Raw genomic sequence first — 13,296 nt, 5'->3', positions numbered from 1 at the left:
CGAAACGTCGACGGAGCATACACAAGCAAATGCCCGGACCAAACTGCTCCAGATCATAAAATCGACAAAAACTGCAGCCCCCCATACCCGCTGAAAAGCCTTGAGGCGAGCCCCGCCAACGCCTGCAGCCAGTGACCGACCGGTCGTCATCCGTGCTTCTTTCATCGGCTAATGCAAAGCTCGGTTTGCCCGGTGTGACGGCGCACCCTAGAATGCCCCGATGCGCGATGATCTCTCCCTTCTGCTGAACTCCCTCAACGATGCCCAACGCCAGGCCGTAGCTGCCCGCGTGGGTCGTCAGTTGGTCCTGGCCGGTGCTGGTTCCGGTAAAACCCGAGTGCTGGTGCACCGTATCGCCTGGTTGATCCAGGTCGAAAACGCCTCGCCCCACTCCATCCTGTCGGTGACCTTCACCAATAAGGCCGCTGCCGAGATGCGTCATCGCATCGAGCAGCTGATGGGTATCAACCCGGCCGGCATGTGGGTCGGCACCTTCCACGGCCTGGCGCACCGCTTGCTGCGGGCGCACTGGCAGGAAGCCGGCCTGAGCCAGACTTTCCAGATTCTCGACAGCGACGACCAGCAACGGCTGGTCAAGCGGGTGATCCGCGAGCTGGGCCTGGACGAGCAACGCTGGCCGGCCCGTCAGGCCCAGTGGTTCATCAACGGGCAGAAAGACGAAGGTCTGCGTCCGCAACACATTCAAGCCAGCGGCGATCTGTTTCTGGCAACCATGCGCAGCATTTATGAAGCCTATGAGGCTGCGTGCCTGCGCGCTGGCGTGATCGACTTCTCCGAATTGCTGCTGCGCGCCCTCGACTTGTGGCGCGATCATCCGGGCTTGCTGGCTCATTATCAGAAACGCTTCCGCCACATCCTGGTAGACGAATTTCAGGACACCAACGCCGTGCAGTACGCCTGGTTGCGTCTGCTGGCCAAGGGCGGCGACAGCCTGATGGTGGTCGGCGACGACGATCAGTCGATCTATGGCTGGCGCGGCGCGAAAATCGAAAACATCTATCAGTATTCCGACGATTTTCCAGATGCCGAAACCATTCGTCTGGAGCAAAACTACCGCTCCACCGCCGGCATCCTCAAAGCGGCCAACGCCCTGATCGCCAATAACACCGGACGCATGGGCAAAGAGCTGTGGACCGACGGCGGCGAAGGCGAAGCGATCAATCTGTACGCCGCGTTCAACGAACACGATGAAGCACGCTACGTGGTGGAAACCATCGAAAGCGCGCTGAAAACCGGCTTGGCCCGCAGCGATATCGCGATTTTGTACCGCTCCAACGCCCAATCGCGCGTTTTGGAAGAAGCCTTGCTGCGTGAGCGCATTCCGTACCGCATCTATGGCGGTCAGCGCTTCTTCGAACGGGCAGAAATCAAAAACGCCATGGCCTACCTGCGTTTGCTGGAAGGTCGCGGCAACGATGCAGCGCTGGAGCGGGTGATCAACGTTCCGGCCCGTGGTATCGGTGAGAAAACCGTTGAAGCGATCCGCGACCACGCCCGTCACAGCGATGTGTCGATGTGGGAAGCCATGCGCCTGCTGGTCGCCAATAAAGGCCTGACCGGTCGCGCGGCCGGCGCGCTGGGTGCATTTATTGAGCTGATCGAGAACCTCGCCGCCAAGTGCATGGAGATGCCGCTGCATCTGATGACCCAGACCGTCATCGAGCAGTCCGGGCTGATCGCCTATCACGAAGCGGAAAAAGGCGAGAAAGGCCAGGCCCGGGTAGAAAACCTTGAGGAACTGGTCAGCGCCGCGCGCAACTTCGAAAACGCTGAAGAAGACGAAGACCTGACGCCACTGGCGGCGTTCCTCGGTCACGCGTCGCTGGAAGCCGGGGACACTCAGGCTGACGAGCACGAAGACAGCATTCAGTTGATGACCTTGCACAGCGCCAAGGGTCTGGAATTCCCTTATGTGTTCCTGGTGGGCATGGAAGAAGGTCTGTTCCCGCACAAGATGAGCCTTGAAGAACCGGGTCGTCTTGAAGAGGAGCGCCGTTTGGCCTACGTCGGTATCACCCGGGCGATGCAGAACCTGGTGATGACCTATGCTGAAACCCGACGCCTGTACGGCAGCGAGACCTACAACAAGGTCTCGCGTTTCGTACGTGAAGTGCCGAAAGGCCTGATCCAGGAAGTGCGGCTGTCCAACAGCGTCAGCCGTCCATTCGGTGGCGGCCAGCAGCAGAGCTCCAGCAGCCTGTTTGGCGGTAGCGAGATCCCGGACACCGGGTTCAGCCTCGGCCAGGCCGTACGGCATTCGGTGTTTGGCGACGGTGTGATCCTGAACTTCGAAGGTGCCGGGGCTCAGGCTCGGGTGCAGGTGAACTTCAGCGAAGGCAGCAAATGGCTGATGTTGGGTTACGCGAAGCTGGAAGCGGTATAAAGACAACCGAGAGCTTTTTGTGGGAGCGGGCTTGCTCGCGAAGGCAGCACCGCGGTGTATCAGAGGCACCGCGTCATCGTTCTTCGCGAGCAAGCCCGCTCCCACAGGTTGATGCCCTGACTCCTACAGAACTTATCCACTCGTCCTACGGACCAAAGTTAACAGGCCTTATTGCGCTGATTGAAGCTGAACGCAACCTGTCAGGCAAAAGCCCGAAACACTCTGCCGCTAGCCAGTAACACTTCAGCTGTGCAACATGGCGCGCGTGCCTTCCACAAATGGGAATTCCCTTTATGAAACGTTTTCTTAGCATCGCCATGGCGTTGTGCATTGGCCTGACGATGAGCCTCGACGCCAATGCCGCCAAGCGCTTTGGTGGTGGCAAGAGCTCCGGCGCTGCGCCGACTCACCAGACCAGCCAAATGGCTCCTTCTTCTGCTGCAGGCGGCGCTGCCGCCACTGCGGGCGCGGCCGGTGCTGCTGGCGCCGCTGCCAAGGCCGGCGGTGCTTCGCGCTGGCTTGGCCCTCTGGCCGGTATCGCGGCCGGTGGCCTGCTGGCCTCCATGTTCATGGGCGACGGCTTCCAGGGCATGCAGATCCTCGACATCCTGATCATGGCCGTCATCGCCTTCCTGGTCTTCCGTTTCATCGCCGCTCGTCGTCGCAAGCAGCAGGAGCACATGGCTCCAGCTGGCGCACCGATGCAGCGTGAAGTGTTCGAGCAGAAGCCAGCGGCCATGGGTTCGATCTTCGGCGGCTCGGCAGCACCGGTTGCCGCTCGTCCGGTGATCAACGCTCCGGCCTGGTTCAATGAGAAGAACTTCATTGAAGCGGCCCGCAACCACTTCCAGTCCCTGCAGCAACACTGGGACGCCAACGAAATGGACAAGATCGCCGAGTTCGTGACCCCGCAACTGCTGGAGTTCCTCAAGCGCGAACGTGCCGATCTGGGCGACGATTTCCAGTCCACCTACATTGATAACCTCAATGTTCAACTGGACGGCGTGGATGACCGTGCCGACAAGACCATCGCCACCCTGACCTTCACCGGTGTGTCGAAGAGCTCGCGTTTCGACCAGGGCGAAGTGTTCAGCGAAAGCTGGAACATGGAACGTCCGCAGGGCGAGAACCAGCCTTGGCTGGTCGCCGGTATCCGCCAGAACGGCTGATCCCCACTGCGTTAAGCATGCTGTAATGAAAACCCCGGCCTTGCCGGGGTTTTTCTATTTCGCGGTTGCATCTATAGCGAGCTACTGTATAAACCGCCCCAACTAAACCGCGCCATCAAGCAAGAGGATCCCGGACGTGGAAGAAATCATCGAACAACTGCGTGAAGCCAACGAACCGGTACCGGTCCCCTTGGAGTTGCCCGACGAAGATCAACTGGTGGAAATCGAAGAACAGCTGTTCATCGACATTCCGTTTGTCTTCAGAGAATTTTTGCTGACCGTCAGCGACGTCGTCTACGGCAGCCTGGAGCCGGTAACCGTTACCGACCCGCAATCCCACACCTACCTGCCGGACGTTGCCGCCAACGCCTGGGATGCGGGTGTTGATCGCAGCATGATTCCGATCTGCCAGGACGGTGACAACTACTACCTGGTCGAAGAAGACGGCACCGTGGTGCTGTGGTTGGCAGAAGAAGAACTGATCGCCGAAGAAACCTGGGAATCGGTGTGGCACTGGGCGCGGGACGTCTGGCTGGAAAGCTGAGCAAGCACGACTTTGTAGCAGCTGGCGTAGCCTGCGTTCGACTGCGTAGCAGTCGTAAACCCTGAAGACTCGGTTTATCTGGAAATCTCATTGCCCGATTTTGCGACTGCTACGCAGTCGAACGCAGCCTTCGGCAGCTGCTACAGAGGTCTCAGTGGCTTGAGGAATCCTTGTGGTTGTCCAATGTTTCGAGCAACGCCACCTGCATCCGCGTATGCACGCGGATGAACCAGCGCCAGAGCAGCGCCGCTACAGCGGCCGCAACGACGACGATCAGCACCAGCAACTTGTTGGTCGGCAGAATACTGGCCGACAAGGCTGCCAGCAGCAGAAAAATCACCAGCAGCGAGAGGATCGGGATCACTTCGGCGATCACCCGACGCACTCGCTGCGTGTGGCGGCCGGCCATCTCCGGCTTCACGCCCATCTCCGCCAACAGCATCGAGAGCGCCTTGAGCTTGCGATAGGCGGCGATCAGGAACGGTAGCGACAACAGCAACGCCCCACCCCAGATCAACGCTTTCTGCCAGCTCGGGTCACTGATCCAGTCTTGCAGGTAAGTGGACATGCGCTCGGCGAAATAAGCGCCCGAGAAGAAGATCGCAATCACCAATGCCAGATTGACTCCCACCTGCAACAGAATCCGCCGAATCATCGACGCCAACAGCGCGCCCTCGCCCTGAGGCTGGATGCTGCGCAGCCATTCGCCGTACATCCCCAATACCCTGCCCAGTCGCTTCGGCACCACCGCTGCAAGCTTGATCGATAGCGGATCAGCCGCGCGGATCAGGTAAGGCGTCAGCAACGTGGTGATCACCGAGACGGCAACAGCGACCGGGTAAAGGAAGTTGCTGGTGACCTGCAACGTCATGCCCAGCGCCGCGATGATGAAAGAAAATTCGCCAATCTGCGAAAGCCCCATCCCGACGCGAAGTGAGGTGCGTCCATCATTGCCAGCGATAAACGCGCCAAGACCGCAAGAAAACATCTTGCCCAGCACCACGGCCACGGTGATCACCGCAATCGGCCACGCGTATTGCAGCAGGATCATCGGATCGAGCATCAGCCCAATGGCGACAAAGAAGATCGCACTGAACAGATCGCGAACCGGTTCGATCAAGCGCTCGATTTTCAGCAATTGCCGGGATTCAGCCATGATCGCGCCAATCAGGAAGGCGCCGAGCACCATGCTGTACTCAAGTTTGACCACCAGCAAACAGAAGCCGAAACACAGCCCCAATACGGTGATCAGCAGCATTTCATTGCTTTCGAACTTCGCCACGTAGGCCAGCAATCGCGGCACCAGCAGGATACCGATGACCAGTGCGACGATCATGAACAGCGAGAGCTTGCCGACCGTGGAAAACACTTCGCCGGAACTGACCGTACCGCTGACCGCGATGCTCGACAGCAAGGCGATGATGCCGATGCCAAGAATGTCTTCAACGATCAGCACGCCGAAAATCAGCTGTGCAAAGCGCTCGTTCTTCATCTTCAGATCGTTGAGCGCCTTGACGATGATGGTGGTGGACGAAATCGCCAGGATCGCGCCGAGGAACAGCGAGTCCATGGTATTCCAATCGAACCAGCGACCGATCTCGTAGCCGATCCAGATCATCAGCACGATTTCCAGGAACGCCGCAATGAACGCCGTGGCGCCGACCTTGAACAGCTTGAGCAGGCTGAACTCCAGGCCCAGGCAGAACATCAGGAAAATCACCCCGAGTTCGGCAAGGGTTTTGATGGTTTCTTCATCGTGGATCAGGCTGAACGGCGGGGTGTGCGGGCCGATGATGAAGCCGGCGACGATGTAGCCGAGCACCACCGGTTGTTTGAAGCGATGAAACAGCACGGTCACCACACCCGCGATCAACATGATCACTGCCAGATCTTGAATGAAGCTGATGGCATGCATGGTGTGGGGCTCCTTAAGGGGGACTTTTGGAGGTTAACACCACGACTTCCGCTGCAAAGGCGGTGCAATATATGGAAACAGATCGATCCGGGCGTGACGGCAGCCACCCGCCCGGCGTCCCGATAACTGTTGGTTTGAAAAAGCTGACGAGGCCCCCGCAGAGGTGCCGCCCTCCCGAAATTCTGCCTTGAACCGTGAGAACGCTATGGAACCCGGAAACGCACAACTGTCGATGACGGTATTGATGACCCCCGACATGGCCAACTTCTCTGGCAATGTCCACGGCGGTACCTTGCTCAAATACCTCGACGAAGTGGCCTACGCCTGCGCCAGCCGTTATGCCGGCCGCTACGTGGTGACCCTGTCGGTGGACCAGGTGATTTTCCGCGAGCCGATTCATGTCGGCGAACTGGTGACCTTTCTGGCCTCGGTCAATTTCACCGGCAACACTTCCATGGAGGTGGGCATCAAGGTGGTGACCGAAAACATCCGCGAGCGCTCGGTGCGCCACACCAACAGCTGCTTCTTCACCATGGTCGCGGTAGATGACGACCGCAAACCGGCTGTTGTCCCGCCACTGCAACCGCAGAACAGCGAAGACAAACGCCGCTTCATGCAGGCCCAGCAACGTCGGCAGATTCGTCAGGAACTGGAAAAGCGCTATCAGGACATCAAGGGCGACGCCTGAGCTGTTCAGTGAGCTTGATGTCGTTCGTTAGATAGTCTTCGCGAGCAAGTCGGATCGCCGCACCGCCGCTCCCACATTTGGCCTCCGTCGTACACAAATTTTGTGTTCACAGGAGATCCCGTGTGGGAGCGGCGGTGCGGCGATCCGACTTGCTCGCGAATGGGTTCAACGCGGAACTCAGAGACTGATCGCCGTCGCCTCGAACCGCACCCGCGGGTGGGCGATCCGGTCCTGAGCCCGTACCAGTTCCAGCTCATAGCTGGAGCAAGCCTGGGTTTCCAGCAGCACTTCATGCACCGCCGACGCAGCGAATTCAAAAGCCGCCACCAGGCTATCGCCCAACAGCACGCGAGCCAGAAACAGGCCGGAGGTCAGGTCGCCGACGCCCACCGGCTGACGCGGGAACGCCAGCAGCGGACGGCGCAAATGCCAGCTGTCTTCGGCCGTCACCAGCAACATCTCGAAAACATCCCCCTGTTTACCGGGATAGTCCAGATGCTTGACCAGCACAGCCTTCGGACCACGCGCCAGCAGCGCTCGCGCCATGGCCAGGCAATCGAACAACGATTGCGGCTTGCGCCCCGAAAAGCTGTCCAGCTCCAGCTGGTTGGGGCACATGAAGTCCGCCACGGCAGCCGCCTCCTCCAGCAGGAAATCGCTGACTTCCGCAGGGACGCTGCAACCCTTCTCCGGATGGCCCATCACCGGGTCACACAGATACAGAGCCTTGGGATTCATCGACTTGATCCGCGCCACACCTGTCAGGATCGCCCGGCCCTGGGCAGCACTGCCGAGATAGCCGGACAATACGGCGTCGCAGTTGCCCAGCTCGCCAATCGCCGCGATGCCTTCGACCAGGTCGGGAATCTGATGCGGCGCCAGCACTTCACCGGCCCACTGGCCGTACTGGGTGTGGTTGGAGAACTGCACCGTATTGAGCGGCCAGACATTCACCCCGACCCGCTGCATCGGGAAAACCGCGGCGCTGTTGCCAGCGTGGCCGAACACCACGTGGGACTGGATGGCGAGCAGATGGGGCGTACGTTTCATGCGGTGAGTTTTCCGTCAAACGATTGAAATTCAAGCCGCGCAGTATGCGACTAAACGCAGCCTGTACGACAGACCGGCGACGCAGTTAAGCTGACACTATCTTGTTGGAGCAACGTGTTGATGCTGACCCTTGGAAATATCTTCGTCCTGATGCTGCTTGCCACCGGTGGCGCGTGGGTATGGCACAACCATGGCTTGCGCGAGCGCGCGCTGGAGCGGGTCAAGCTGCATTGCGCAAAGCTCGGAATCGAGCTGCTGGACGGCAACGTGGCCTTGAAGAAGATAGCGTTCATTAAAGACGCCAACGGCCGGCGGCGCCTCGCCCGTGTGTATAACTTCGAATTCACCGTAACCGGTGAAAGCCGTCACAACGGCACCATCACCCAGTTCGGCGCCCACAGTGCGCAGATTGAGCTGGCGCCCTACCCGATGCCGTTCGACGACACACCTGCGGTGGCCGATGTAGTGAAACCGCGCGCTGAGGTCATCGAGATGAGCCAGTGGCGGCAAGAACACACCAAATGGCGTCCTTGATTCAAGTCGCGCTCGACCGGCAGTCGGCTAGCTCTCTTTGCAATGAATCAACATCCTGCGGCTCACTGAAAATCAGCTCGATGCGCGAATCACGCCGCCATTCGCTGGGCTGCCAGCCCAGCGCCGAATTTTCCAGCGCATTCGCCGAAACCCACCCGTCGACGCTGTGGATAACCAGCTTCGCCCGCCGCCAGGCAAGGCTTTCAAGCCAACGACCAACGAGCGTCGCATCGAAAGCCTGACTCGGATGCCAGCGCCACCCAACGCTCCAGCCGCCCTCCTGCTCCTGGCTCAAGCAAATTGGCAGCGCAGGATCGGTCCAGATGGCCGGCAACTGCGCCAATCCTTTGGGCGCAACGAAGTTATCCACACCCGCTACAGCCTGAACCCCAAGCCCTGGTAACTCACTCAATGGCAACGCGGCTTGCTGCGTCCAATACAACGGACGCGCCGGCAACTGTGCGGCGATTCGCTGGCGATCAGTATCGTCGATATTTTCGGCTTTATTCATCAGCAACAACCCGGCGCTCTTGAGCGCTTCCTGTTGCGCCACCGGCAGCGGTTTGCCGGCAGCAAGTGCCTGGGCATCCAGCACCAGCACGCAGGGTTGAACAGCCAGCACGCCTTGCCACGGCGCCTCACTCAACTGCCTGAGCAATTGCGCCGGATGCCCCAGCCCGGAGGGTTCAATAAACAGCCGATCCGGCCGCGCCTTGCGCAGCAAACGCCCGAGGCCGATCTGAAACGGCGCACCATTCACGCAACACAAACAGCCCCCGGCCACTTCACCCAGTGCGATACCATCGGCGTCTCGGGTCAGCAACGCAGCGTCGAGGCCGATCTGGCCGAACTCGTTGATCAGCACCGCCCAACGCTCATTTGCCGGCCGCTGCGCCAGCAGGTGCTTGATCAGGCTGGTCTTGCCGGCACCCAAGGGGCCAGCAATGACGTGCGTGGGAATATTCTGCAACATGGTCGATGGTTTTCTGAGGAGGTAAAGGATGCGGTTGATGGGATTGTCGGTGCTCTTGGCGCTCATGTCCGGCGACGCGCTGGCCCAGGCTTGCGTGGTACATAGCACGGCTGCGCGACTCGACGTGAAAGTCTGCCAGCAGAACCGCAACATCCCGGAAAAGCTATTCGCCGATGGTTTCTGCCAGCCGAACCTTCCAGGCCAGAAAGTCGAGGTGCAGTACGTCGACCAATGCCCCACCGGCGCATTCGGCGTGTGCAGCAACGCCCAAGTCGCCAATATGCCTTACCGGCAGGATATTCACTATTACGGCGTAGCCACGGATGCGGCGTATTTGAAGCCGTTTTGCGAAGCCCAGAGCCAGGGAACCTGGCTCAAACCGTGAGCCGCTAGCTCAGCCAGTCGAGCGTCAGGATCAGCCGCCGCTCACCGGACGCAAGCTGTGGCGAGCGGTGAATAAGGCCGAAGCCTTCGTTGCCATGCCATTTCTCACCTTTGAGTAACGCGACTTCGCCGCTGGCGATCTGCTCGATCAGCGGACCGTCCTGGGGTTCGGCTTCGGCTTTGCCCAGTTGTCGGCGATCCATCGCACCTTCCTTCAGCCACTGGCTGCCGATCCCGCAATACGTGGTGATCAACCGTACCGGCACATGATCGACGTGGAAACGCGGGCACATGGCCTTGTCCAGGACCCGCAGGCGCAGGCCGACACGCTTGGCGCCCATCAAACAGGCGAAAGCACTGACCAGCCAGGAGACGTCGGCGATGAAACCTTCGTAACCTTCGAGATCACTGAAACCTGAGGCTAATCCATGAAGATTGGGTTCGGTGTCGTCGCGGGGCAGTTCCAGGACCAGCGACTCGGCCAACGGCTCGTTCAGTGACAGCAGCAAACGCCCGAAATCAGCGATGTGCGCCGGCAGTTGGCGCTGCCAAACGGCGAGGTTTACGCCGTCATCCAGTATTCGGGTCAGCGCTTGCGGCGTCTCACCTTGAACCTGATGAATGATCGGCCGCAGTTTCAGACTGGGTGCCAACATCAGGCTGCCGCCTCTTCGTGCCACGGGCCAAATGGATCTGGCAGTAGTCGCCAGCCCTCGACGCCTAACGCCATTTCATCGTCGGTCAGCAGGCAATTGTCGAGTTCGCTGGTGAGTTGCGCGAAGTCGATGTTCTGGCCGATGAACACCAGTTCCTGGCGGCAATCGCCGCTGGTTGCGGTCCAGTTTTCCATGATCCCGGCGGTGCTTTCCTCGTCCTGCGGCCACTGGGTTTTCGGCACGAAACGCCACCAGCGTCCGGCGAAACCATGGCGCATCAATCCGCCCGCCTGGGACCAACTACCGGCGTCCATGTGCTTGCTGGCCAGCCAGAAGAAGCCCTTGGAGCGCAGCAGTTTGCCGTTCACCCACGGGCGGTCGATGAAGCGGTAAAAGCGCTGTGGATGAAACGGTCGGCGTGCTCGGTAGGCTGTCGAGGCGATGCCATATTCCTCGGTTTCTGGCACGTGTTCGCCACGCAGTTCCTGTAACCAGCCCGGAGCCTGAGCGGCCTTTTCGAAGTCGAAACGGCCGGTATTGAGGATCTTCGCCAAGGGAATTTCGCCCATGACCATCGGGATGATTTCCGCCTGGGCGTTAAGCCGCTCAAGGATCGCGATCAGCTCCTGGCGTTCGCTGCTGCTGATCAAGTCGATCTTGCTGATCAGAATCACGTCGGCGAATTCGATCTGCTCGATCAACAGGTCGGTAATCGAGCGTTCGTCTTCCTCGCCCAAGGTTTCACCACGGGATGCGAGGCTTTCGGCGGCCTGATAGTCGAGCAGGAAGTTCATGCCATCGACCACGGTGACCATGGTGTCGAGCCGGGCGATGTCGGCCAGGCTCTGTCCTTCTTCATCGCGGAAGGTGAAGGTTTCCGCCACGGGCAGTGGCTCGGAAATGCCGGTGGATTCGATCAATAAATAATCAAAGCGACCCTCCTTGGCGAGTTTGCTCACTTCTTCCAACAAGTCTTCGCGCAAGGTGCAGCAGATGCAGCCATTGCTCATCTCCACCAGTTTTTCTTCCGCACGATTCAGGGTGACATCGCGCTGGACTTCGCCGCCATCGATGTTGATTTCGCTCATATCATTGACGATCACGGCGACGCGCAGCTTCTCGCGATTGCGCAGCACGTAGTTGAGCAGCGTACTTTTGCCAGCGCCGAGAAAGCCCGACAGGACGGTGACGGGGAGACGATTGGGCATCAGGTATTCCTCACAGAGATGCCCGGTCGCAGTGTCGGGCTTAACTTGATGTTATAGTATAACAACACAATCAAGCCACTCTCCTCTTGCCCTCGATGACAAAGGGCACGATGCTCAAGCCCGTTCGGTCCGTGAGAAATCCTATGCGTGTAGCCCTGAAAATAGCGCTGATGAGCTTTTCGCTGCTGGTCGCTGTCGATGCCTGGGCGCAAATCCCGAGCCTGGCCAAATGCACCCGAAGCGCCAATCTGCTCGCCTGCGTGGATGGCGACGGCAACGCCTACAGCGTCAACACCGTCGGCAATACGATCTATCTGCGGGGCTTCGAAGCGGCCGGCAAACGCCATTGGGCGCAGACCAACAGTCGCTACGGACAACTCACGTTCTTCACTGGGCTCGCGTCCGATGGCGAGGCCTGGGTCGGCTACAACCGTCGCGTCGGCTGGACCACGATCAATCGGTTTTCCAGTTCCGGTGGCAGCAGTGGCAAGTTCACCTGTAGCCGAATTACGGGATGTTAGGCCTGGGATTTCTTCTGCTCCTGCTGCCAAGCGATGTAGCTGTTTACCGGCGGATTTTTCTGGAAATAGCGCTGTAAACCTTCGAACAAGCCATCGGCTACGGCCTGCTGGTGGCGCGCGGTGACCAGTCGCTGACTGTCACGAGCGTTGGAGATGAAGCCGGTTTCTACCAGGATCGACGGCACATCCGGCGATTTCAGCACCGCAAATCCCGCTTGTTCCACACGCTTCTGATGCAATGTGGTGATGCCCGCCAGACTGCCGAGCACAGTACTGCCCAACTGCAAACTGGCGGCGAGAGTCGCGTTCATCGACATGTCGAGAATGACCCCGGCGAGCATCGGGTCCTTGTCCTTGAGGTTGAGCAGGCTGGTAGCGCCCAGCAGGTCTGCGCCGTTCTCACGTTGCGCCATGAAACGCGCCGTCGCCGAGGTTGCTCCACCCTCGGACAGGCAGTAGACCGACGCGCCCGACGCCGTCAGACGTGGCGCCGCATCGGCATGCACCGAGATGAACATGTCGGCATTGTGCTTGCGAGCGATCTCCACACGCTTGCGCAACGGGACGAAGAAGTCGTCGTTGCGCACCAGTTTCACGTCGAAGCCCTTCTCGCGTTTCAGCCGTTTGGCCAACAGCTGGGCAATGGACAGCACCACGTCTTTCTCACGCTCACCTTTGGCGCCGACCGCGCCGGGGTCTTTGCCGCCGTGACCGGGGTCGACCACGACGATGATGTCGCGCTTGGGGTGAGCCTTGTCGATCGCCGCCTCGGGCGCAGCCGCCATTTGTAACGGCACAGCCGTCTTCAGATCGAGTACCAGTCGATGTCCCTGACCGTCCTGTGGTGGCAGCAAAAAACTGGCGAGCTGCACCGGGCCGCTGAGGTCGAGGACGATTCGCGTATCGCCCTGGCCGAAGGGCCCGGAGCGTATCGAGCGAATCACAGTGTTGCTGAGCGCCAACTGACTGAAGTCGCCACTGAGGTTGGCGCTACTCAGATCGATGATCAGCCGTTCGGGAGCGCTCAGGGAAAACGTCTTGTATTGCACCGGCCCGCTCAGATCGAACACCAATCGCAACTTGTCATCCGAATGCCAGAGCCGCGCATTGCGAATCTGAGTGGCCGAGACGCCAAACGGTAAAACGAAGGCCGCGCTGGCCAGGATCAGATTGAGCAAATGACGTCTGTGCATGATGAAAGCCTGTTCATAAAAAAGGCATGGTTGATTTTAATGTAATAACATAACATA

General features: G+C 59.5%; 13 protein-coding genes. 7 read left to right on the top strand and 6 right to left on the bottom strand.

Features of this window, described 5'->3' with window-relative positions; all coding sequences use genetic code 11:
- Positions 1–220 precede the first annotated feature (220 nt).
- The 3 genes from uvrD to CKW16_RS00875 all read left to right on the top strand — a co-directional run bounded on the left by uvrD (position 221) and on the right by CKW16_RS00875 (position 4,117).
- A complete protein-coding gene (gene uvrD / locus CKW16_RS00885) occupies positions 221–2,404 on the top strand; it encodes a DNA helicase II (protein ID WP_046044969.1) in 2,184 nt (727 codons plus the stop codon).
- A 293-nt stretch (positions 2,405–2,697) separates the two neighbouring features.
- Positions 2,698–3,573: a Tim44 domain-containing protein gene (locus tag CKW16_RS00880; RefSeq protein WP_095126848.1), complete on the top strand. Its 876-nt coding sequence runs from the start codon at positions 2,698–2,700 to the stop codon at positions 3,571–3,573.
- Positions 3,574–3,709: 136 nt separating this feature from the next.
- Positions 3,710–4,117: an SMI1/KNR4 family protein gene (locus CKW16_RS00875; RefSeq protein WP_008156656.1), complete on the top strand. Its 408-nt coding sequence runs from the start codon at positions 3,710–3,712 to the stop codon at positions 4,115–4,117.
- Between the two features lie 151 nt (positions 4,118–4,268).
- Here the strand turns inward: CKW16_RS00875 and CKW16_RS00870 are convergent, their stop codons facing one another.
- Positions 4,269–6,032 carry a cation:proton antiporter gene (locus CKW16_RS00870; protein WP_095126847.1) on the bottom strand — a complete coding sequence of 588 codons (1,764 nt, stop codon included), beginning with the start codon at positions 6,030–6,032 and terminating at the stop codon, positions 4,269–4,271.
- A gap of 205 nt (positions 6,033–6,237) precedes the next feature.
- On the opposite strand from CKW16_RS00870, the gene CKW16_RS00865 reads away from it, so the two are divergent.
- Positions 6,238–6,720 carry an acyl-CoA thioesterase gene (locus CKW16_RS00865; RefSeq protein ID WP_095126846.1) on the top strand — a complete coding sequence of 161 codons (483 nt, stop codon included), beginning with the start codon at positions 6,238–6,240 and terminating at the stop codon, positions 6,718–6,720.
- 177 nt (positions 6,721–6,897) lie between these two features.
- On the opposite strand, the gene pdxY is transcribed toward CKW16_RS00865, so the two are convergent.
- Positions 6,898–7,770 (bottom strand): pyridoxal kinase PdxY, encoded by an 873-nt coding sequence (gene pdxY / locus CKW16_RS00860; RefSeq protein ID WP_095126845.1) that lies wholly within the window; start codon positions 7,768–7,770, stop codon positions 6,898–6,900.
- Between the two features lie 120 nt (positions 7,771–7,890).
- On the opposite strand from pdxY, the gene CKW16_RS00855 reads away from it, so the two are divergent.
- The gene (locus CKW16_RS00855) at positions 7,891–8,304 is read left to right on the top strand and encodes a DUF3301 domain-containing protein (protein ID WP_095126844.1); all 414 of its coding nucleotides are present in this window, start codon (positions 7,891–7,893) and stop codon (positions 8,302–8,304) included.
- 1 nt (position 8,305) lies between these two features.
- Here the strand turns inward: CKW16_RS00855 and CKW16_RS00850 are convergent, their stop codons facing one another.
- Entirely contained in the window at positions 8,306–9,277 is a 972-nt protein-coding gene (locus CKW16_RS00850) for a GTP-binding protein (protein ID WP_095126843.1), read from the bottom strand.
- Positions 9,278–9,305: 28 nt separating this feature from the next.
- On the opposite strand from CKW16_RS00850, the gene CKW16_RS00845 reads away from it, so the two are divergent.
- Complete coding sequence (locus CKW16_RS00845) at positions 9,306–9,662, top strand: hypothetical protein (RefSeq protein WP_046044962.1); 357 nt, start codon at positions 9,306–9,308, stop codon at positions 9,660–9,662.
- A gap of 4 nt (positions 9,663–9,666) precedes the next feature.
- On the opposite strand, the gene CKW16_RS00840 is transcribed toward CKW16_RS00845, so the two are convergent.
- Both CKW16_RS00840 and zigA read right to left on the bottom strand, forming a co-directional pair.
- Positions 9,667–10,317: a DUF1826 domain-containing protein gene (locus tag CKW16_RS00840; protein ID WP_095126842.1), complete on the bottom strand. Its 651-nt coding sequence runs from the start codon at positions 10,315–10,317 to the stop codon at positions 9,667–9,669.
- Positions 10,317–11,525, bottom strand: a complete 1,209-nt coding sequence (zigA, locus tag CKW16_RS00835) for a zinc metallochaperone GTPase ZigA (RefSeq protein WP_095126841.1) — start codon at positions 11,523–11,525, stop codon at positions 10,317–10,319. Before zigA ends, CKW16_RS00840 begins: the two co-directional genes overlap by 1 nt.
- Before the next feature lie 143 nt (positions 11,526–11,668).
- Between zigA and CKW16_RS00830 the strand changes: the two genes are divergently transcribed.
- Positions 11,669–12,046, top strand: coding sequence for a glutamine synthetase (locus tag CKW16_RS00830; protein ID WP_095126840.1), 378 nt, complete (start codon positions 11,669–11,671; stop codon positions 12,044–12,046).
- Here the strand turns inward: CKW16_RS00830 and CKW16_RS00825 are convergent.
- Positions 12,043–13,239, bottom strand: coding sequence for an N-acetylmuramoyl-L-alanine amidase (locus CKW16_RS00825; RefSeq protein ID WP_095126839.1), 1,197 nt, complete (start codon positions 13,237–13,239; stop codon positions 12,043–12,045). The two genes, CKW16_RS00830 and CKW16_RS00825, sit on opposite strands and share 4 nt — an antisense overlap.
- Positions 13,240–13,296: the final 57 nt, after the last annotated feature.

Origin of the sequence: Pseudomonas sp. Irchel s3h14 (assembly GCF_900187425.1) — a bacterium.
Classification (GTDB): Bacteria; Pseudomonadota; Gammaproteobacteria; order Pseudomonadales; family Pseudomonadaceae; genus Aquipseudomonas.
This window is presented reverse-complemented; position numbering and strand designations above follow the sequence as displayed.